A 19539-nucleotide genomic window follows, 5' to 3' on the forward strand; every position below is an offset into this window, starting at 1 on the left:
ACCAAATTTGGTTACGTCTCATTCTATCCAATTAATTGAATAATACACTCACAGATTCTTCTTCATAAACACGGATGATTGCTTCTCCGATTAATGGAGCAACAGAAAGCTCATGTACTTTATCAATTTTCTTCTCTTCTGGTAATACGATAGAGTTTGTTACAACTAACTCTTTAATATTTGAATTTTGGATACGCTCAATTGCTGGACCAGATAAAACTGGGTGTGTACAGCAAGCATATACTTCAGAAGCACCGTTCTCAACAAGAGCGTTTGCTGCTAATGTAATTGTACCAGCTGTATCAATGATGTCATCAATTAAAATTGCTGTCTTACCTTCAATGTTACCAATGATATTCATTACTTCCGATACGTTCGGACGTGGGCGACGTTTATCAATAATAGCGATTGGCGCCTTTAAGCGATCCGCCATTTTTCTTGCACGTGTTACGCCACCATGGTCAGGAGATACGATTACGATATCTTTAAGACCTTTTGTCTCGAAGTAATCTGAAAGGATCGGTACACCCATTAGATGATCGATTGGGATATCAAAGAATCCTTGAATTTGTGGAGCGTGTAAATCTAGAGTGATTACACGAGTTGCACCTGCTGTTTCAAGCAAGTTTGCTACAAGTTTCGATGTAATTGGTTCACGAGAACGCGCTTTACGGTCTTGACGCGCATAGCCATAGTAAGGAATAACGATATTAACTGTTTTTGCAGATGCACGTTTTAATGCATCGATCATAATAAGTAATTCCATGATATGTTCGTTTACTGGGAAGCTTGTAGATTGAATAATGAATACATCGCAACCACGAATACTTTCTTCAATGTTAATTTGAACTTCTCCATCACTAAAACGGTCAACAGAACACTTTCCTAGCCCTACTCCAATATGCTTTGCAATTTGCTCAGCAAGTTCCTTATTAGAGTTTAAAGAGAATACTTTCAAATTAGAATTTAGATATTGAGTCGACATCTAGATTAACCCTCCACATTATGATTTTTTCTTATTCAGCAATTGATCAACATAGTCTTCTTTGTTAACTTGACGTGCACGTGCAATTGATAATGCTTTCGATGGAACAGTCTCCGTAATTGTAGATCCTGCCGCAACATAAGCACCATCTTCAACTGTTACAGGAGCGACAAGGTTTGAATTACAACCAATAAATACGCCATTTCCAATAACTGTTTTGAATTTGTTCTTGCCATCGTAGTTCACCGTAATTGAACCACAACCAAGATTCACGTCTTCTCCAACTTGTGCATCCCCGATATAACTTAAGTGTGAAGCTTTACTTCTATTACCAAAAACAGTCTTTTTAATTTCCACGAAGTTTCCAACGCGTACTTCATCACCAATGACTGAGTCTGGGCGAATATGTGCAAATGGCCCAATTGAAACTTCTGTACCAATCTTACTGTCATGTACAGTAGATTGTCGAATTGTTGTTTGGTCTCCAATTTCACTATCGCGGATTACTGTGTGCGGTCCAATTTCACAATCAGAACCAATGACAGTTTTCCCCTCAATAATCGTACCTGGCTGAAGAACTGTATCACTGCCGATAATTGCATCTGCAGAAATATATGTGTTACTTGGATCAATAATTGTAACACCATTTACCATATTCTTATGATTGATACGGTTTTTCATAATAACTTCCGCTTGCGATAGAGCGACTCTGTCGTTAACACCTAACGTTTCATCGAAATGCTCCGTTTGATACGCCGATACAATATGACCTTCATTTTTCAAAATTTCAATAACATCCGGAAGGTAATATTCACCTTGTACGTTATCATTTGAAACTTTAGAAAGTGAAGCAAATAGTGCTTTATTATCAAAACAATACGTACCTGTATTAATTTCTTTAATAGATAGCTCTACTTCATTTGCATCTTTATGCTCAACGATTTTTTCAACATGACCGTTTTCATTACGAACAATACGGCCATATCCAGCAGGTTCTTCTATGTATGCTGTTAACACCGTTGCTTTTGCCCCTGCTTCTTCATGATGCTTTAACAATGCCTCCATTGTTTCCGCCGTTATAAGTGGTGTATCACCACAAATAACTAAAGTTGTTCCCTCTTCATTTGCAAGCACATCAGCAGCTTGATCAACAGCATGCGCTGTACCAAGTTGTTCTGCTTGTAATGCAAATTCGCTTACGTTCCCTAATTGTTCTTGCACTTTTTCAGCACCATGTCCAACTACCGTTACAAGTTTCTGCAATCCTAATTGAGATACTTGATCGACTACATGCTGTACCATCGGTTTCCCGCACACAGGGTGAAGCACTTTGTATAACTTAGACTTCATACGTGTGCCTTTACCTGCAGCTAGAATCACTGCAAATCTGTTTGACATATAGACCCTCCATCGCAACCTATTTATCCATTAAAGATATTATCCTAAATCACTATATATTTCAAGAAACACAGCATAACTATTAAATTTTACCATACTTCTTAGAAGATGTTTTACTCTTTAGTATCTTTTTTTAGGAAATAAGATATACTATTTCGAATGATTTTGAAGAAATTAGAAGTTTACAAATAATGTGGAGAATAAAGTGAAGTTTTAATTAGCGGAAATAAATACAAAACTGCAATAACCCCCTCTTTTTGGGTGGGAGAGATCACCCGCCCTTGCATAGTAGCGGTCAGGGCCTTTTGGGATCCCATGCCGCATGAAAACAAACGGAGTAAGCGAGTGGAGGGATTCTTTTATTTCCATAGCCAAAAATGGAATACTAGTAAATCGACATGACTTTGCAAATAAAAAACAAACTCCTGTAAGTGTTTACAGGAGTTTGTTACAAAATTATAGAGCTCTTTTTATTCGAGCTCTTTTTATTCGAATTTTACGAAGCCCCTGCTTCTTCAAACTCAACTTCTTCTAACTCGCCTAAACGGTGATACTCGGTTAAAACCGCATCTTGAATTTTAGAGCGTGTGTTAGAATTAATCGGATGTGCAATATCACGGAACTCCCCATCTGGAGTACGTTTACTTGGCATTGCTACAAATAATCCATTATTGCCATCAATTACACGAATATCATGAACAACAAATTCATGGTCTAGAGTAATAGAGGCAATCGCTCTCATACGGCCTTCTGTGTTTACGCGGCGTAATCTTACGTCAGTCACTTCCATCTTGTGTTCACCACCCTTTTCTAAATAAGCGATATGTTTGTATAAATTCCACAAATTTTCTATTTTCCCTTTAATTTTTTAAAAATTTTTAAGATAAAAATTTTTATTTTAATTGAATATAAGAATTAATGGACGTTATCGCTTACAAAAGATTATTTTACAAGGGCAATTACTTCAATTTCGACAGAAACATCTTTCGGTAATTTTGCAACTTGCACACAAGAACGAGCTGGTTTATGCGCAGAAAAATATGTCCCGTATACTTCATTCACATCATTAAAGTCATCCATATCTTTTAAAAACACAGTGGTTTTTACAACTGTATCAAATGATGCTCCCGCTTCTTCTAATACAGCCTGTAAGTTTTGAAATACTTGTTCCGTTTGTACTTTTACATCACCTGTTACAAGCTCTCCACTTGCTGTTAACGGAATTTGTCCTGAGCTATAGAACATATTATTCACGATAATCCCTTGTGAATACGGACCAATTGCTTGTGGTGCTTGATTTGTTTGAACTACTTTCATATTTTCTCACCCTTTTATTATTTTATTGTTACTTTATTTATAAAAAAAGATAAAGCGTATGCTTTACCTTTTTATTCAGCTTCTACAAGCCCTTCATCAAATGGCGCAAGTGAATAATTCCCCTTCTCCACTTGAATTGTTTTCTCCTTAATATCCACTTCGGATAAACGGATTAAAGAAACAAAGTTATTAATTAGTCTTTCTTCAATATCTGTTGACTCTACTAACACACCAATTCCAACGACATTCGCATTAAATTCCTCTAACATACTAATCATGCCTTGAATTGTGCCTCCAGCTTTCATAAAGTCATCAATGATTAAAACATTAGAACCTTCTGGAAGACTACGCTTTGCTAAAGTCATCGTTTGAATGCGCTTAGATGAACCTGATACGTAGTTAATACTAACTGTTGGTCCTTCTGTTACCTTATTATCTTTCCTTGCAATTACCACCGGTACATCTAAATAATTCGCTACCGCATATGCAAGCGGAATTCCTTTTGTTGCTACCGTCATAACTGCGTCAATTGGTTGTCTTGCAAATACAGAAGCAAATAGGCGACCGGCTCCATTAATATAACGCGGATTACTTAAAAGATCTGTCATATATAAGTATCCACCCGGAAGTATACGATCTGGATTCTCAAATAAACTACAAAGCTCATTAATAATCAGATCTGCTTCTTCCTCACTAATATATGGAATATACTTCACTCCTCCTGCTGCCCCTGGTATCGTTTGCAATGTGCCGACCCCTTGTTGCTCAAACGTTTGCTTAATAATCACTAAGTCCTCACTAATAGAAGACTTAGCTGATTGATACCGTTCAGCAAAAAAAGTGAGAGAAACTAACTGACGAGGATTTTGCAATAAATAGTAAGTCATATCGACTAGTCTTGTACTCCGTCTAATTTTCACACTCTCACCCCCAAATCACGAATATTCTAAACAAATCATAACGTATTATACGCCTTTATTCAAGCGTTTCTCGCTCTCCTAATAGACGTACTGCATATACTTGTTCACAAAATCCTTTTAAACCATTATAAATACGATGCATACGTGAATCATGGTGTGCTAATCCAAATACAGTCGGTCCACTACCACTCATTAAAACTGCATCTGCACCAAATCGCTTCATCTGTGCCTTAATGCGCGCGACTTCGGGGTGCATATTAAATGTTACATCCTCCAGTACATTCCCTACAGCATCACAAATCCCATCATAGTCACCACTATTAATAGATTCAACCATCTGCTCTACATCTGGATGTGTAACACGATTTAATTTTAAATTCCCATATACGTCAGCAGTAGATACACCGATATGGGGCTTAGCTAAAATAACCCAGCAAGAAGGCGGAGTCTTTATATGTTCAATCTTCTCCCCTCGTCCTGTAGCAATCGCTGTTCCACCATATACACAAAAGGATACATCAGATCCGATTTCTGCTCCAAGTTCCGCTAGTTCATCTATTTTTAATCCTAAATTCCATAACTTATTAAGCCCTCGCAATGTAGCGGCTGCATCACTACTTCCGCCCGCTAATCCTGCTGCCACTGGAATTGTTTTTTCAATAGAAATAGATACGCCTTTCTTCACTTGAAATCTTTCTTTTAATAATTTCGCTGCTTGATAAGCTAAATTGCGCTGGTCGTCTGGGACATACCGATTATGGGATACAATTTCAATACGGTCTTCTGATAACTCAGTTAGTTCTAAACGATCTGCTAAATCAATTGTTGTCATAATCATTTTCACTTCATGATAACCGTCTTGTCTTTTCCCTAGTACATCTAACGACAGATTAATCTTTGCTGGTGCTTTCACTAGTAGCTTCAATCTATTCACCCACTCTATGTACTCAATCTTTTATCGTTTATTTTACCATAAATTTATAGTAAGACGATGACACTTCCCTAATTATAACGAAAAGCATTCAGAATGAAACTACTTATGCAAAATGATGATACCTTTTAGCGTGCAAAAAGCCGAGGAATTTATCCTCGGCTACCGTAGCATAGAAGTTATCTTACAACTACTGGTTTTGTTTCATTAATTGCTGCTCTGCAATCTCAATGGCACGTTTCACCATGTTTCCAGCATCTTTCGCACGAATTCCGCCCCATCCTTCTTTCTGAACAACATCATAAAATCCAAGCTCTTTTGCAAGCTCTTCTTTAAACTGATTTGACATGACTCCTCTTCGTCTACTCAATGCAGGGTCCCTCCTTATTTTGCTACGGTATAATTAGTTTACAAAAAAACGTCCCTCTTTATTTGTGGGAATATATGTAATGTGGTGAGTAATTATCCTAAAATAACCTCATTATGAGGATCATCATAAAATGTCAGTTCCACCGTCTCTGTTAAAACATCCGCATAGCTATAGGAAACACGCTGCAGCATATCCTCTTGTTGATCTAACTGTACCACAAAAACAGAACGATACGTTTCTGCTAGTACACCCGATTGTTCCACCGTTTTTCTTCTTCCACTATTCGCTTTTAACATAAGCCGCTTCCCAAGATGATGATCTAATTCGCTTTTAATTTCATCTAAACGTTTTGACATATTCTTTGCTACACCTCGCTGTAATTTAGAGTGAATACATAAATACGTGATATATCTATCCCAATCATTGTCTATATAATGGACAATACCTGCGCAAGAGCCTAATGCGTTCGAATAGATAGAAGAATTACTATATTGTAAAAGAATCATTATCTAGTCTGTACGTTCTTATCTTTTTTTATCCAAACACTTACAAACCCTTGTTTAAGGTACACGCCTTTTTCCATAAAAAAAAGCAAGGCACATATATACCTTGCTCACTCTTCATAATGTTGAAAAGGTAACCCTGTTCGTAAAAGTCCCCTAGTCTCAATGCCTCCAAGTCCTTTTTGCCCAGTAATCGTATTCCGAACAACATCCCATACATTTACGCGCTCCATAAATGAAGTAAAACTAATCTTACCCACTACATACACTGGATCCAGTGCATGAATATTAATACGCGATGGTGAACTAGCAAAATTAGCACCAGCTCTAATTAAAGCTTCAAAATGAGACTGACATGCTCCAGCAAAAATGACCAACTGATCTAAAGAGGGATATTTTTTCCTTACCTCGCGAACAGCCTGTACAAAATGCCTAGAATGACGATAAGCCGCCAAATCGCCCACAACCCCTTTTGATTTTGTGTATGCATCATGTCCTGTAATTACTAAAATATCTGGACGAAAGTGATCGATTAAATCGACTACCTTTTCATGCATTTCTGTTTCTTTACAATGTATCCCTTGCACAGGAACTCCTATCTTTGTATATAAATCTAAGCATTTTCTTAAATATAACGGGTCTCCATCTATATGCAAAACCCTACCTGGCATTTGAAAATAATTAACTTCACTCGTATATCCACCTGTAGAATTATGTTCATGACGTTGTTTCATTAAAACGTAGTCTTGATGAAACAGTCGGTACGTCTGTTCCATCGTTTCCTTTTCACGCCTTGCTCTTTTTTTATACTCTCTCTGATCAATATGAATTAAATCTTCAAGCGGTGCATCTGCTATGAGCCTAACTTCTTCTCCAAACAATATTGCAATCTCACCTTTTATTTCTGTAATGCGAAAAAGAATATCTCGATTATACGATTGTCGCTCCACTAAGTCTCCAACATGTACAGCCATCATCCTACCTCCAAACTCATTAGGCCATCTCACTAACCATGTTCTGTTTTTAACGTATGAATTTGGAGTGAAAAGGGTGACAAAAAAGACAGCTCGATTCGAGCTGTCTTTTTATTGTTTATGAGAGACTAATGCATTGCTCAGCACCGCGAATTCTTCGATTGATAATGTTTCGCCTCTTCGTTTTGGATCAATGCCTACTTCTGTTAAAATACACTCTAATAACTCTTTATCCTTTGGGAAACCATTTAGATTATTTGATAAGTTATTCATTAATGTTTTACGACGTTGTGCAAAGCTTGCCCTTACTACCTCAAAGAAAAATTTCTCATCTGTCACTTCTACAATCGGTTGTGGACGTTTTAAAATACGGATAACTGCAGAATCTACATTGGGTTGTGGTACAAATACAGTACGAGGAACTGTCATGACTGTTTCTACTTCTGTATAATACTGAATTGCGATAGATAAAGAACCGTAATCTTTCGTTCCTGGTTTCGCAGCTAAACGATCGCCTACTTCCTTCTGCATCATAACAACAAATCCGCGAACAGGTAGCTTTTCTTCGAGCAGCTTAAATAAAATTGGTGTTGTAACATAGTAAGGTAAATTAGCTACTACCATTACGTCTTGCCCTTCTTCAAATTGCTCTCCAAATACTTCATGCACATCTGCCTTTAAAACATCCTTATTAATAACTGTTACATTCCCATAAGGAGCTAACGTCTCATCTAAAATTGGTAATAAGCGTTGATCAATTTCAAAGGCTACTACCTTTTTAGCACGTTTTGCTAATTGTTCTGTTAATGCTCCAATACCAGGACCAATTTCAATAGCCCCACTCTCAGGTCCGATTTCTGCATAATCAACAATACGATTTAATACATTTGTATCAATTAAAAAATTTTGCCCTAAACTCTTTTTGAATGAAAATCCGTACTTTTCAACAATGTCTTTCGTACGATTCGGCGTTGCGATATCCTTCATTTCTTTTCCTCCTGCAATACTTGTTTATATGCTTCCGCAAATGCTTCTTTTGAAACTTGAAACATTTGTAAACGTTTATGTAACTGTTTCGCATTTGTATAACCAATCTTTAATAGTTTACCCATTTTTTCTCTACGACTTTTTGCCTGTTCGCCACCTACTAGACCAGCATCCACTAAGTCGCTCCAACTAATTTCGCTCGTATAAGCTTCCATTTCTTCATGAACACTTTCTAAAGCTCGGCGAATAGATTCATTCGAAGCATGTTCAATCCCGACTCCTTTTTTTCTTTTTGCAAGTGCCTCTTCTTTCGGTAAGAAAGCATGCTTACAACCTGGAACCTTTTCAGAAATAATTTTTCGAATACGCTCTCCTGGATAATCCGGATCTGTCAAAATAATAACGCCTCGTTTTTGCTGTGCCAATTTGACTTGCTCAATGACATGATCACCGATTGCTGAACCGTTCGTCTCAATTGTATCTGCATCAACAGCCCGCTTAATTGCAACTGTATCATCTTTACCTTCTACAACGATAATCTCTTTAATTTTCATGACTGCCTCCACACTCATTTCGTCTCTACTTAGTAAAACAAAAAAACGAATACTTTTCCATTATTATTTTCCCATTGATACAATTTAAAAAGCAGAGGTAAAAAAATCCTCTGCCTACTCTTCTTATTGTAACACTTTACTCTTTACCTGTTTTCTTCCTCATACAAATAGCCGCTAATTAACTAAGTTTTCCTCACTGTTTATTATCGCTAGCATCTTTTTTAGAAAAAAGGAATTATATAAAACGATTTTTTTAAAAAAATCTTGCTCTCCATTTCCCCTTATTCAATACCAAATAAACCTTTTGCGTTTTCAGTTGTGATCTTTGCGACTTCTTCATACGAAATACCCTTTAAGTTAGCAATTTCTTCTGCTACAAGTTTTACATAGCTTGGCTCATTTCGCTTACCACGAAACGGGTGTGGTGTTAAGTATGGACAATCTGTTTCTATCAATAGCTTTTCCATTGGAATTTCCATTGCAACTTCCTTCGGTTTTTTTGCATTTTTGAAAGTTACTGGTCCGCCTAATGAAATTAAGAAATTCATGCCAATACATTGCTGTGCCACTTCAACGCTTCCGCTAAAGCAATGCATAATCCCTCCCACTTCAGCTGCATTTTCTTCTGCCAGAATATCTACGATATCTTGCGTTGCATCACGATTGTGTATAATAATAGGCAAATTCACTTTCTTTGCCAACTGAATTTGTTTACGAAATACTTCTTTCTGTACTTCTTTCGGGGATTTGTCCCAATGATAATCTAATCCCATTTCACCAAGAGCAACCACTTTTGGATGCGCTGCCAACTCTTCTAGCCAAGCTAAATGCTCTTCTGTCATATCAATTGCATCTACCGGATGCCAACCAACTGCTGCATAAATAAAATCATATGTTTCAGCAAGTTCCATGGCCTTTTTTATCGTTGCTTCATCAAAACCAACTACAACCGTATATGAAACCCCAGCTTCTTTCATTCTTACAATGACCTCTTGTAAATCTTCTTTAAATTGCTCTGCATTTAAATGTGAATGTGTATCAAACAACATAGCAAATAACTCCTTTTATTTGAAATAAACTCTATCATGTTTCAAAATCTCTATCCTAACAACGTAATAAAAACGATAGTACAATCTTAATACAAAAAAGGAATTTTTAAAAAGATTCCTCATACGAAAAAAGATGCTTCACGAATGTTACACGTGAAACATCTCTTATTTTGTCAGGATTACTTGATTTTTGTACCATTCGGTAAACTTTGATCAATTGTCGCTAACGATAATACTCCGTTTTCTTCGCCTGCTAAAATCATACCTTGTGATAATTCACCACGTAATTTCACTGGCTTTAAATTCGTTACACAAATAACTTTTTTCCCTTTTAATTCTTCTGGTGTATAGAACTTAGCAATTCCAGAAACAACTTGTCGCTTTTCTGTCCCTAAATCAAGCTGAATCTTTAGCAATTTATCCGCCTTTTTTACAGGCTCTGCTTCTATTACTTCTGCTACACGCAGTTCTACTTTAAAGAAATCATCAATTGTAATTTCTTCTGCTTTTGGTTCCTCTTCCTTCTTCTCTTCCACTTTAGGAGCAGAACCTTTCATTTGTTCTTTAATATACTCAACCTCTACTTCCACCTCTAGACGTGGGAATATCGGCTGTCCCTTAACCACTTTCGTACCGGCAGGAATACAACCAATCGTAGAAAGGCTATCCCAAGAATGATATGCTTCATCAGTAAGGCCAAGTTGCGTAAAGATTTTACTTGGTGTTGCTGTCAAGAATGGCATAAGCATAATGCCTGTTTGACGAAGCATTTCTGCAAGATGTGCCATTGCAGAAGCAAGTTTATCACGGTCATTCTCATCTTTTGCTAATACCCAAGGTTGTGTTTCATCAATATATTTATTCGTACGGCTAACCAATTGCCAAATAGAACTTAATGCCACTGAGAACTCCATGTTCTCCATTGCTTCTTCTACTTTTTTCAATATATCTTGTGCAAATGCTACTAACGTTTGATCAAACTCTGTTACATTTTCTTTAAAAGCAGGGATTTCTCCATCAAAGTACTTATCAATCATCGCTACTGTACGATTTAATAAGTTCCCTAAGTCGTTCGCAAGATCAAAGTTAATGCGTTCTACAAAGCCTTCTGGTGTGAATACACCATCTGATCCAAATGGTACTTCACGAAGTAAATAATAACGCAGTGCATCTAATCCATAACGATCAATTAGCGTAACAGGATCAACTACATTCCCCTTTGATTTACTCATTTTTCCATCTTTCATTAAGATCCAGCCATGAGCAAACACCTTTTTCGGCAGTGGTAAATCTAATGCCATTAAAATAATTGGCCAATAAATTGTATGGAAACGAACAATTTCTTTTCCTACTAAATGAACATCCGCTGGCCAGTACTTTTTATACTTCTCTTCATTATCTGTTCCATATCCTAATGCCGTAATGTAGTTAGACAATGCATCTACCCATACATAAATAACGTGTTTTGGGTTACCTGGTACACGAACTCCCCAATCAAAAGAAGTACGTGAAACTGCTAAATCTTCTAAACCTGGTTTAATGAAGTTATTAATCATTTCATTTTTTCGAGATTCAGGTTGGATGAAGTGTGGGTTTTCTTCATAGAACTGTAATAGTCGATCTACATATTTACCCATTCTAAAGAAATAAGATTCTTCACGAACAAGTTCTACAGCATGACCGCTATCTGGGCTTTTTCCACCAACTACTTTGTCACCTTCCATAATTGGATCAACAAGCTGGTGTTCTGTATAGAATGTTTCATCTTGTACAGAGTACCATCCTTCATATTCATCAAGGTAAATATCACCTTGATCAACAAGTTGTTTAAAAATCTTTTCGACAACTTCTTTATGACGGTCTTCCGTTGTACGAATAAAGTCATCATAAGAAATGTCCATTTTCTCCCACAGTTCTTTAATTCCTGCTACAATGTTATCAACATATGCCTGTGGTGTAACGTTCAATTCTTCTGCTTTCTTTTGGATCTTTTGTCCGTGTTCATCAGTACCTGTCAAATAATGAACGTCATACCCTTGCATGCGCTTGTAACGCGCCATTGCATCTCCTGCTACCGTCGTATAAGCATGTCCAATGTGAAGCTTTCCGCTCGGATAATAAATTGGAGTAGTAATATAAAAGGTTTTCTTTTCCTCTGTCATTGTTTTAAGCCTCCCAAATGACCTCATATGTATTTATAAACAGTATATCAAAAACTGACGCATAAAAACGAATTAATGCTCGATTATCTTTATCATCTATTACTCATTTCTAAAAAAATATACAGTGTTTTTTCTGAAAAGTTGATAAAATTTAAAAATACTTGTACAATTCTTTCATTTTCTATTATATATAAGAAGTATAAAAATCTATAATTCTTTCATAAAATATATAATTTAAGAATTGACGGAAATGTAAATGATTGGTATCATATGTTCATAGGGTATTTTGTCGAAAAATGACGAATTAAAATATAGACTCGCAAACTAACAGAATATGAGGAGGATAACGAATATGAAATCTACTGGTATCGTTCGTAAAGTTGATGAATTAGGCCGTGTTGTAATTCCAATTGAATTACGTCGTACATTAGGCATTGCTGAAAAGGATGCTCTTGAAATTTACGTTGATGACGAAAAAATCATCCTAAAAAAATATAAGCCAAACATGACTTGCCAAGTAACTGGTGAAGTATCTGATGGTAACCTTTCTTTAGCTGAAGGCAAAATTATTTTAAGCAAAGAAGGCGCTGAACAAGTCTTAAACGAACTACAACAATATATTCAAACAGCAAAATAAGCTTCTCAATTATGAGAAGCTTATTTTTTATCGACATGATAGATTTGATAGACGTCTCGTTTCGACAAATCTCGATCTTTTGCAACTTTTTTAATTGCATCCTTTGAAGACATTCCTTGCTCATTTATGTAATGTTCGATATGATCGTATACTGATATAACTTCCCACCATTGTTCCTCTGGAGTAGCTTCCTCTTTTGAACCAGATACCAATATACAAAATTCACCACGAACTTCATTTTGCTTTGTCCATTCAATCGCTTCTTCTATCGAGCCACGAATAAATTCCTCAAATTTTTTCGTTAACTCTCGGCACAATACAATCTCTCTATCTCCAAGTACTTCTTTCATAGAAATTAGCGTATCATCTAACCGATGTGGTGCTTCATAAAACATCATAGTAGTTGGAACATAGCGAAGCTTTTCTAATTCCGCTTTGCGCTCTTTTTTATTTCTTTGTAAAAACCCATAAAAATAAAAATGTCTCGTTTCTAATCCTGATGCAATTAATGCTGTAAGAGCCGCGTTTGCCCCAGGAAGTGGAATAACATAATATTGCTCCTCTACAGCTGCTACAACAATGTCGTAGCCTGGATCAGAAATACAAGGCATACCTGCATCACTTACAAGAGCTACTGTTTTTCCATCTGCTAGCTTCTCTAAAATTTTCTGTCCACTTACGTCCTTATTGTGCTCATGATAACTCATAACTGGTGTTTCAATTTCAAAATAGTTACAAAGCTTTTTCGTCTGCCGTGTATCTTCAGCAGCAATGATATCAGCCTCTTTCAATATCCGAATTGAACGAAACGTCATATCCTCCAAATTACCGATCGGTGTTGGAACTAAATATAAGACACCCTTTTCATTTTCTTGAAAGCTTTTCTGCTGCCACATAACGTTCTCCTTTTTGTATGTATTCTTCTTTCTCTTTTCGCTTTAACTGTTTAAAATGATATTCAGCTTGCATCGCTGTTCGTTTATCCTCGTGAGTCTCTAGGTATTTTAAAACAACTGGGAGCCTAGCACGTGTATATCTAGCTCCCTTACCACTATTATGGGTCTGAATTCGTTTTTCTATATGATTTGTATATCCTGCATAATAACTTCCATCTGAACATTCTACTACGTAAAAATAATGTTTATTTTTCTCCATATAAAATCGAACGAAGCTCCTTTGTATACTCATTATTTTCCTCATATACGAAAAGAGGCGGCAAAATCTTCAAGTCTGCATTTCCATCCTTAATGCCTTCAATTAACAATGTGTTTGCCTCTTTACCGGCCTTTGGATATACAAGTTGCATACGTTTTGGCTCAATCTTATACTTTCTCATGAGTGTTACTATGTCAAGCAATCGACTTGGCCTATGGACAAATGCTACCTTGCCACCTTGTTTTACAAGCTGGCTACTAGCATAAACGACATCTTCTAATGTACACATAATTTCATGGCGAGCTATCGCTAAATGTTCATTCATATTTTTTTCAGATGTTTTTGGTGTTTGAAAATAAGGAGGATTACATGTTACAACATCATACTTATGACGCCCGAGTTTCTCTGGCATATCCTTCAAATCTCCATGTATTACATGAATTTGTTCTTCCAAATTGTTATACTGAATGCTTCTAATCCCCATATCATATAAACGCTCTTGAATTTCTACACCAGTAATCGTGCCTTTCGTTCTCGTACTTAATAACAGCGGAATCACGGCATTTCCTGTACATAAATCCAGCAAACTTCCCTTTTGAATTGGAACCCATGCAAAGTTTGCAAGTAATACTGCGTCTAAAGAAAAATTAAACACAGAGGGGCTTTGAATAATTTTCATTTTCTCTGCTAGTAAATAATCTAAACGTTCATCTTCATATAAGTGCATATATTCTTCCCTTTCTTATAGTTAACCTACCCTATTTCGTAAAAGCAAAAACGATTTGATCTTATCTTTACTCTTATGTATAAAAAATTACCTTTCCAATATATTGGAAAGGTAATTTCATTTTTTATTTAAAAATGACAGACAGAATAAACAATCTCCTTCTTTACGTACACTTCCATAATGTAAATTACAGATATGGAAACCCTCTTGATATAAACGGGCTAAGTTATCGTACCCTTCGCCAATATCAGTTTTCGGTTTCATTTCTTTTCTTTTTTGAGTTTTTTGTTTTTCCTTATTCTGTACTTCTTCAAAACGACGTCGCAAATTCTCATTTTCCATTTTAATATGTTGGTTTTCTTCAAGTAACTCTGCCAGATGTTGCTTTAATTCTCCCAACTGCTTATATAAATGTCCAATTTGCTCTTCCATACTAGAAACTGCTGCAAAAATATCCTTTTTCTCCACAAGCACCCACCTCATTAATCTGTGGTTTGACTCGAAACGACCCCTTCATTAATTAATTCATCTAACGTATATTCTACTATCCGTTCCTTGTCTACTAGTTCCACTTGAATTAATCTTTCTAAAATATTTAATCCGATGACGCGTCCAAGACCATGCGGTGTTTGTATACGTTGATCTAAATCAGGAAGTTGCTCTTTTGCCGCTTCATACTCATCATTCTCATATTTTAAGCAACACATTAATCGACCACATAAACCAGAAATTTTCGCAGGATTTAATGATAAATTTTGATCCTTAGCCATTTTAATAGATACGGGTTCAAAATCACCTAAAAATGTAGAACAACAAAGCATACGACCACAAGGACCGATACCACCAAGCATTTTTGCTTCATCACGAACACCTATTTGTCTTAACTCAATTCTTGTCCTGAAAATTGCAGCTAAATCTTTTACAAGCTCACGGAAATCAATACGACCATCTGCTGTAAAATAAAAAATAATCTTATTACGATCGAATGTATATTCTACATCTACAAGTTTCATATCAAGCTTGTGTTCTCCTACCTTTTGTTGACAAACTTGATATGCTTCTTTCGCTGCATGTTTGTTCTCTTCAACAATTGTACGATCATTTTCATTCGCAATACGAATAACTTTCTTTAACGGTAGTACAACATCGTTTTCATCAACTTGTTTTTTTGTAATAACTACTTTCCCATATTCAATACCTCGTACTGTTTCCACGATCACAAATTCATTTTCTGAGATATCGAATTGGTTCGGGTCAAAGTAATACACTTTTCCGGCCTTCTTAAAACGAACACCTACTACATCATACAAAACGGTCATCCCTCCTGCAACCGCAACACTAACTGTTCGAACACAAGCTGCGCATTTACATTAGCGTTGATTCTATTTTTTGCTTCTAATATATTAAAAAGAGCTGATACAATGCGCTTCTGAGCATAGGAGAAAGAATGAAACATCTCCTTTTGCTCCTGAAAGACAAGACGATCTTCCTCTCCTAGTTGAGCATATAATAAATCCTTATAAATAAGGAGTAGCATATCTAAACCTTGTTGTAATTGTTCCTTCTCTCCAAAGTGTTTTCCCCACTTTTCTTGTACAAAAAAAAGAGAGGCGGTATCTTTTTCGAGCGCTTCACATAATTTTATCACTAAAGTTCGTGCTTGTGCAAACCATTCATCATTACACAGTGATAATGCTTCCTCAAAACTATTCGTAAGCTGTGCTGCAAGGGTGGCTAAAGAAACTGTAACCCCGTCTGCCTGCAATCTCTCAATTAAAGCTTCTGCTGCGAGAGGCCTAAATGTTACTACTTGGCAACGAGATAAAATTGTATTTAAAATTTGATGACTTTGTTCAGTAAGTAAAATAGCCGTTGTATCACTACTTGGTTCTTCTAAAAATTTCAATAATGTATTAGCCGCATTTGCCGTCATTCGGTCTGCGTGCTCAATAATATATACTTTTTTATTCGCCTCTAAACCTGTCTTTGAAAACTCTTCCTGTAAATCATGGATTTGTTGCTTTTTAATAGATAACCCATCTGGCTTTACAACATGTAAATTCGGATGATTTCCTGAATCAATCCGTCGACAATTCGTACACATTTGACACGGTTCTACACCTTTTCTTTGTAAACAAAGAAAGCTTTTTGCCATTTGAATTGCCGTTTCATATTTGCCAGTTCCTTTTGCGCCTTCTAACAAATAAGCGTGGGATATACGCCCTTTTGCAATACTATTCATCAACATCTTTACACCAATGGGTTGTATAGCAGAAAGCTGCTCCCACGTCTTCGTCATAATGCATACCTCACTTATTTTATACTTTCCTTCTATTATAACAATTTATCTTCTATAAGCTGAATAACTTCTTCCATAATCTCTTCCATTGGCTGATCTGCATTTACAACAACTATACGGTTTGCAAAACGATCTACAAGCTGTAAGTACCCCTCACGAACGCGCTTATGAAATTTTATACTTTCCATATCTAAACGATTTACTTCACGATTAGCATCCTTTTCAATGCGTGCTAACCCCACTTCTGGTTCAATATCTAGATAGATTGTCAAATTAGGCATACAGTCTTCTGTTGCAAATCGATTGATTTCATATACCTTATCCACGCCTAGTCCTCTTGCATATCCTTGATAAGCAAGGGAACTGTCAATAAAACGGTCACATAATACAAGGTAATTTCTCTCCAGAGCTGGCATGACTTTTTCTACTAAATGTTGTCTACGTGCTGCAGCATATAATAATGCCTCTGTACGTGCTTCCATCATCGTATGCTCTTGCTTATGTAAGATTTCACGAATTTCTTCTGAAATTGCGATACCTCCTGGTTCTCTCGTTGCTATCACTTTCTGCTCTTTCTTCTCAAAGTACGGTAATAACTTTGTAATTAAGGTCGATTTACCCGAACCCTCTGGTCCTTCAATCGTTACAAATAATCCCTTCATCCTAAAACCTACTTTCTTTCTATATCATATACATTCATATATTTTATATTTCCTTGAAAACGAGCACCTATTTCTTCTAAATAAGAGATTTGTTCAATGTGTTCTGTAGTAATTTCCTCTCCATACATAAGTAATGGAATGCCCGGTGGATAAGGAATAACCATGTCTGCTGCAATCATCCCTGCAGCTTCTTGTAAAGACACGACTTTTTTCTTATACTTTTCTAATTGTTTATAAGTAAATGGTAAAGAAGAAAAGCTCCCTTTGTAAGTATACCGAATAGATGGTATCTTGTCTGTTACTGTATAATTACTTAGTGCCACCCGCATGACTTCTATTGCTTTTATATACTGCTCATTCACTTGCAATGGTAAGATAAATAGAACATTATATGGATCTGCCATTTCTACGTATATGCCTAGCTTTTCAAATATGGATTGTAATTCATATCCAGAAAGCTCACAGCGTGTTTGCACCGTAACTTTGATTTCATCTTGCAAAGGATACTGTAAAACAGTGATCTGTGGGATACGCTGCAATTCTTCTCTAAATCGCCTCGCAAACTCCACAATTTCATGACAACCCTTCTCCTTCATATTTGCCAATGCAAAGCGAGCTACATCTAACGAAGCCATAATTGGATAAGACGGGCTGCTAGATTGTAACATACTTAAATAGGAAGAAACTTTTTCTTCATTCACTAAATTACTATTGATATGTAAATACGATCCCATAGTCATAGCAGGTAATGTCTTATGAGCTGAATGTACAACTATATCTGCACCGTATTCTAATGCTGACTTAGGAAATGGGTCTCCTATACAAAAATGGGCCCCATGTGCCTCATCTACTAAAACAGGGATTTTCTGTGCGTGTGCACACATAATACTCTCCTTTAAATCAACTCCCATACCATAATAATTGGGATGTGTTAAAATCAATGCCTTTGCTTCTGGATATCGTTCAATGGTGCTCTTAATAACCTCATGCTGGACTCCAACTGGTACGCCATACAATTTATCAATCCAAGGCTCTAAAAACACTGGATTCACCCCAGCTAACTTCAAACCATTGATAATAGACTTATGGCAATTTCTTTGTACGAGAACAATATCATGTTCCTTACAGCATGATAAAATCATTGCCAAATTTCCGACTGTAGAACCATTAATTAAAAAATAACTCTTTTTCGCACCATATACATCAGCCAGCAATTGCTGTGCTTCATCTATACATTCAAACGGACTATGTAAATCATCCAATCCTGTTAATTCTGTTACATCAATAGAAAGCACATCACTAAACCCGACTTGTGCTCTCTCTGGAAAATCCAAACCATTCTTATGACCTGGAACGTGTAAAGATAAGGGGCTTTTATCTTTAAACTGGATTAATGCCTCATATAAAGGTATTCGATTTTGATTCATATTCATTCCTTCCTTACTTTTCATTCTCTACCTATTATACAGAGATATTAAAACAAAAAAAATAATAGGCATGTGTGCCTATTTATAAATATGATATTTGAATTTTTCGTAGTTGTTGTAAGTAATATATATATTTAGGATCATTCGTTTCAGTTTCTACCATATCCCGCTCGCAAGCATCACATATAAAACTCGTGTGCACATGTATACCATCATCTTTCGTATTCTCACATACAATGCAAACCTCATATTTTGTTTCCATATTTTCATCCTAATCATTCTCATCTACCCGAGAACGATATAGGACATTTCCTCCCCTCTATTTTGAATAAAAATATACTTACCCCTATTCCTTAACACTTTTCTGAAAAATATACATCGGTTTGTTATATATATGATATGAATCACAATTGGGCATTGTGTTTGTCACTCATACAATGAAATAAAACTTTCGTTTACACTAAATAAAAAAAGCACGAGTC

Annotated in this window: 23 protein-coding genes; 1 reads left to right on the top strand and 22 read right to left on the bottom strand. The window is 36.2% G+C overall.

All coding sequences use genetic code 11. From position 1 onward, the window contains the following. Positions 1-31: 31 nt before the first annotated feature. The 13 genes from CN373_RS21495 to metG form a co-directional block, all read right to left on the bottom strand. A complete protein-coding gene (locus CN373_RS21495) occupies positions 32-985 on the bottom strand; it encodes a ribose-phosphate diphosphokinase (RefSeq protein ID WP_000107421.1) in 954 nt (317 codons plus the stop codon). Positions 986-1003: 18 nt separating this feature from the next. Next, the gene (gene glmU, locus CN373_RS21500) at positions 1004-2383 is read right to left on the bottom strand and encodes a bifunctional UDP-N-acetylglucosamine diphosphorylase/glucosamine-1-phosphate N-acetyltransferase GlmU (RefSeq protein WP_098360119.1); all 1380 of its coding nucleotides are present in this window, start codon (positions 2381-2383) and stop codon (positions 1004-1006) included. Between the two features lie 496 nt (positions 2384-2879). Then, positions 2880-3173 (bottom strand): septation regulator SpoVG, encoded by a 294-nt coding sequence (gene spoVG, locus CN373_RS21505; protein WP_000454042.1) that lies wholly within the window; start codon positions 3171-3173, stop codon positions 2880-2882. Positions 3174-3325: 152 nt separating this feature from the next. Next, positions 3326-3700, bottom strand: a complete 375-nt coding sequence (locus tag CN373_RS21510; RefSeq protein WP_000869809.1) for a RidA family protein — start codon at positions 3698-3700, stop codon at positions 3326-3328. Positions 3701-3771: 71 nt separating this feature from the next. Further along, positions 3772-4620 carry a pur operon repressor gene (purR, locus tag CN373_RS21515; RefSeq protein WP_000702476.1) on the bottom strand — a complete coding sequence of 283 codons (849 nt, stop codon included), beginning with the start codon at positions 4618-4620 and terminating at the stop codon, positions 3772-3774. A 55-nt stretch (positions 4621-4675) separates the two neighbouring features. Then, positions 4676-5545 carry a 4-(cytidine 5'-diphospho)-2-C-methyl-D-erythritol kinase gene (gene ispE / locus CN373_RS21520; protein WP_000772107.1) on the bottom strand — a complete coding sequence of 290 codons (870 nt, stop codon included), beginning with the start codon at positions 5543-5545 and terminating at the stop codon, positions 4676-4678. Positions 5546-5741: 196 nt separating this feature from the next. Then, positions 5742-5921, bottom strand: coding sequence for an acid-soluble spore protein SspF (sspF, locus tag CN373_RS21525; RefSeq protein WP_001985066.1), 180 nt, complete (start codon positions 5919-5921; stop codon positions 5742-5744). Positions 5922-6013: 92 nt separating this feature from the next. After that, positions 6014-6277 carry a biofilm formation stimulator Veg gene (veg, locus tag CN373_RS21530; RefSeq protein WP_000044344.1) on the bottom strand — a complete coding sequence of 88 codons (264 nt, stop codon included), beginning with the start codon at positions 6275-6277 and terminating at the stop codon, positions 6014-6016. Positions 6278-6534: 257 nt separating this feature from the next. Further along, positions 6535-7398: a sporulation peptidase YabG gene (yabG, locus tag CN373_RS21535; protein WP_000268235.1), complete on the bottom strand. Its 864-nt coding sequence runs from the start codon at positions 7396-7398 to the stop codon at positions 6535-6537. Positions 7399-7509: 111 nt separating this feature from the next. After that, a complete protein-coding gene (gene rsmA / locus CN373_RS21540; protein ID WP_098360120.1) occupies positions 7510-8385 on the bottom strand; it encodes a 16S rRNA (adenine(1518)-N(6)/adenine(1519)-N(6))-dimethyltransferase RsmA in 876 nt (291 codons plus the stop codon). Then, positions 8382-8939, bottom strand: coding sequence for a ribonuclease M5 (rnmV, locus tag CN373_RS21545; RefSeq protein WP_033664593.1), 558 nt, complete (start codon positions 8937-8939; stop codon positions 8382-8384). The genes rsmA and rnmV overlap by 4 nt, the downstream gene beginning before the upstream one ends. Positions 8940-9220: 281 nt before the next feature. After that, positions 9221-9988 carry a TatD family hydrolase gene (locus tag CN373_RS21550; protein WP_098360121.1) on the bottom strand — a complete coding sequence of 256 codons (768 nt, stop codon included), beginning with the start codon at positions 9986-9988 and terminating at the stop codon, positions 9221-9223. Positions 9989-10167: 179 nt separating this feature from the next. Then, positions 10168-12150, bottom strand: coding sequence for a methionine--tRNA ligase (metG, locus tag CN373_RS21555; protein WP_000134088.1), 1983 nt, complete (start codon positions 12148-12150; stop codon positions 10168-10170). 352 nt (positions 12151-12502) lie between these two features. On the opposite strand from metG, the gene CN373_RS21560 reads away from it, so the two are divergent. Beyond that, positions 12503-12787 (top strand): AbrB/MazE/SpoVT family DNA-binding domain-containing protein, encoded by a 285-nt coding sequence (locus CN373_RS21560; RefSeq protein WP_000843038.1) that lies wholly within the window; start codon positions 12503-12505, stop codon positions 12785-12787. Positions 12788-12807: 20 nt separating this feature from the next. On the opposite strand, the gene rsmI is transcribed toward CN373_RS21560, so the two are convergent. From rsmI to CN373_RS21605, 9 genes are all read right to left on the bottom strand, one after another. Next, positions 12808-13683 (bottom strand): 16S rRNA (cytidine(1402)-2'-O)-methyltransferase, encoded by an 876-nt coding sequence (gene rsmI, locus CN373_RS21565; RefSeq protein WP_000267794.1) that lies wholly within the window; start codon positions 13681-13683, stop codon positions 12808-12810. After that, positions 13652-13942, bottom strand: coding sequence for a GIY-YIG nuclease family protein (locus CN373_RS21570; protein WP_000414355.1), 291 nt, complete (start codon positions 13940-13942; stop codon positions 13652-13654). Before CN373_RS21570 ends, rsmI begins: the two co-directional genes overlap by 32 nt. Beyond that, on the bottom strand, positions 13929-14669 hold the full coding sequence (locus CN373_RS21575) for a tRNA1(Val) (adenine(37)-N6)-methyltransferase (protein WP_098360122.1): 741 nt from the start codon (positions 14667-14669) through the stop codon (positions 13929-13931). Before CN373_RS21575 ends, CN373_RS21570 begins: the two co-directional genes overlap by 14 nt. 117 nt (positions 14670-14786) lie before the next feature. Beyond that, a complete protein-coding gene (gene yabA / locus CN373_RS21580) occupies positions 14787-15137 on the bottom strand; it encodes a DNA replication initiation control protein YabA (RefSeq protein ID WP_000412052.1) in 351 nt (116 codons plus the stop codon). Positions 15138-15151: 14 nt separating this feature from the next. After that, positions 15152-15979, bottom strand: a complete 828-nt coding sequence (locus CN373_RS21585; protein WP_003194202.1) for a PSP1 domain-containing protein — start codon at positions 15977-15979, stop codon at positions 15152-15154. A 5-nt stretch (positions 15980-15984) separates the two neighbouring features. Next, entirely contained in the window at positions 15985-16968 is a 984-nt protein-coding gene (gene holB, locus CN373_RS21590; RefSeq protein WP_098360123.1) for a DNA polymerase III subunit delta', read from the bottom strand. A 35-nt stretch (positions 16969-17003) separates the two neighbouring features. Next, positions 17004-17630: a dTMP kinase gene (gene tmk / locus CN373_RS21595; RefSeq protein WP_000677207.1), complete on the bottom strand. Its 627-nt coding sequence runs from the start codon at positions 17628-17630 to the stop codon at positions 17004-17006. Positions 17631-17638: 8 nt separating this feature from the next. After that, on the bottom strand, positions 17639-19057 hold the full coding sequence (locus tag CN373_RS21600) for an aminotransferase class I/II-fold pyridoxal phosphate-dependent enzyme (RefSeq protein ID WP_098360124.1): 1419 nt from the start codon (positions 19055-19057) through the stop codon (positions 17639-17641). 82 nt (positions 19058-19139) lie between these two features. Further along, positions 19140-19319, bottom strand: coding sequence for a sigma factor G inhibitor Gin (locus CN373_RS21605; RefSeq protein ID WP_000448777.1), 180 nt, complete (start codon positions 19317-19319; stop codon positions 19140-19142). Positions 19320-19539 lie beyond the last annotated feature (220 nt).

Source organism: Bacillus cereus (genome assembly GCF_002561295.1).
Taxonomy (GTDB): domain Bacteria; phylum Bacillota; class Bacilli; order Bacillales; family Bacillaceae_G; genus Bacillus_A; species Bacillus_A cereus_S.

Bases quoted from the DNA above. Each gene is read 5' to 3' on its own strand.
- CN373_RS21575 (WP_098360122.1), bottom strand. From the start codon at position 14,669: ATGCACTTATATGAAGATGAACGTTTAGATTATTTACTAGCAGAGAAA.
- CN373_RS21560 (WP_000843038.1), top strand. From the start codon at position 12,503: ATGAAATCTACTGGTATCGTTCGTAAAGTTGATGAATTAGGCCGTGTT.
- CN373_RS21605 (WP_000448777.1), bottom strand. From the start codon at position 19,319: ATGGAAACAAAATATGAGGTTTGCATTGTATGTGAGAATACGAAAGAT.
- spoVG (WP_000454042.1), bottom strand. From the start codon at position 3,173: ATGGAAGTGACTGACGTAAGATTACGCCGCGTAAACACAGAAGGCCGT.
- metG (WP_000134088.1), bottom strand. From the start codon at position 12,150: ATGACAGAGGAAAAGAAAACCTTTTATATTACTACTCCAATTTATTAT.
- CN373_RS21510 (WP_000869809.1), bottom strand. From the start codon at position 3,700: ATGAAAGTAGTTCAAACAAATCAAGCACCACAAGCAATTGGTCCGTAT.
- yabG (WP_000268235.1), bottom strand. From the start codon at position 7,398: ATGGCTGTACATGTTGGAGACTTAGTGGAGCGACAATCGTATAATCGA.
- tmk (WP_000677207.1), bottom strand. From the start codon at position 17,630: ATGAAGGGATTATTTGTAACGATTGAAGGACCAGAGGGTTCGGGTAAA.
- rnmV (WP_033664593.1), bottom strand. From the start codon at position 8,939: ATGAAAATTAAAGAGATTATCGTTGTAGAAGGTAAAGATGATACAGTT.
- CN373_RS21495 (WP_000107421.1), bottom strand. From the start codon at position 985: ATGTCGACTCAATATCTAAATTCTAATTTGAAAGTATTCTCTTTAAAC.
- rsmI (WP_000267794.1), bottom strand. From the start codon at position 13,683: ATGTGGCAGCAGAAAAGCTTTCAAGAAAATGAAAAGGGTGTCTTATAT.
- holB (WP_098360123.1), bottom strand. From the start codon at position 16,968: ATGACGAAGACGTGGGAGCAGCTTTCTGCTATACAACCCATTGGTGTA.
- veg (WP_000044344.1), bottom strand. From the start codon at position 6,277: ATGTCAAAACGTTTAGATGAAATTAAAAGCGAATTAGATCATCATCTT.
- CN373_RS21570 (WP_000414355.1), bottom strand. From the start codon at position 13,942: ATGGAGAAAAATAAACATTATTTTTACGTAGTAGAATGTTCAGATGGA.
- CN373_RS21550 (WP_098360121.1), bottom strand. From the start codon at position 9,988: ATGTTGTTTGATACACATTCACATTTAAATGCAGAGCAATTTAAAGAA.
- CN373_RS21600 (WP_098360124.1), bottom strand. From the start codon at position 19,057: ATGAATCAAAATCGAATACCTTTATATGAGGCATTAATCCAGTTTAAA.
- rsmA (WP_098360120.1), bottom strand. From the start codon at position 8,385: ATGAAGGATATCGCAACGCCGAATCGTACGAAAGACATTGTTGAAAAG.
- glmU (WP_098360119.1), bottom strand. From the start codon at position 2,383: ATGTCAAACAGATTTGCAGTGATTCTAGCTGCAGGTAAAGGCACACGT.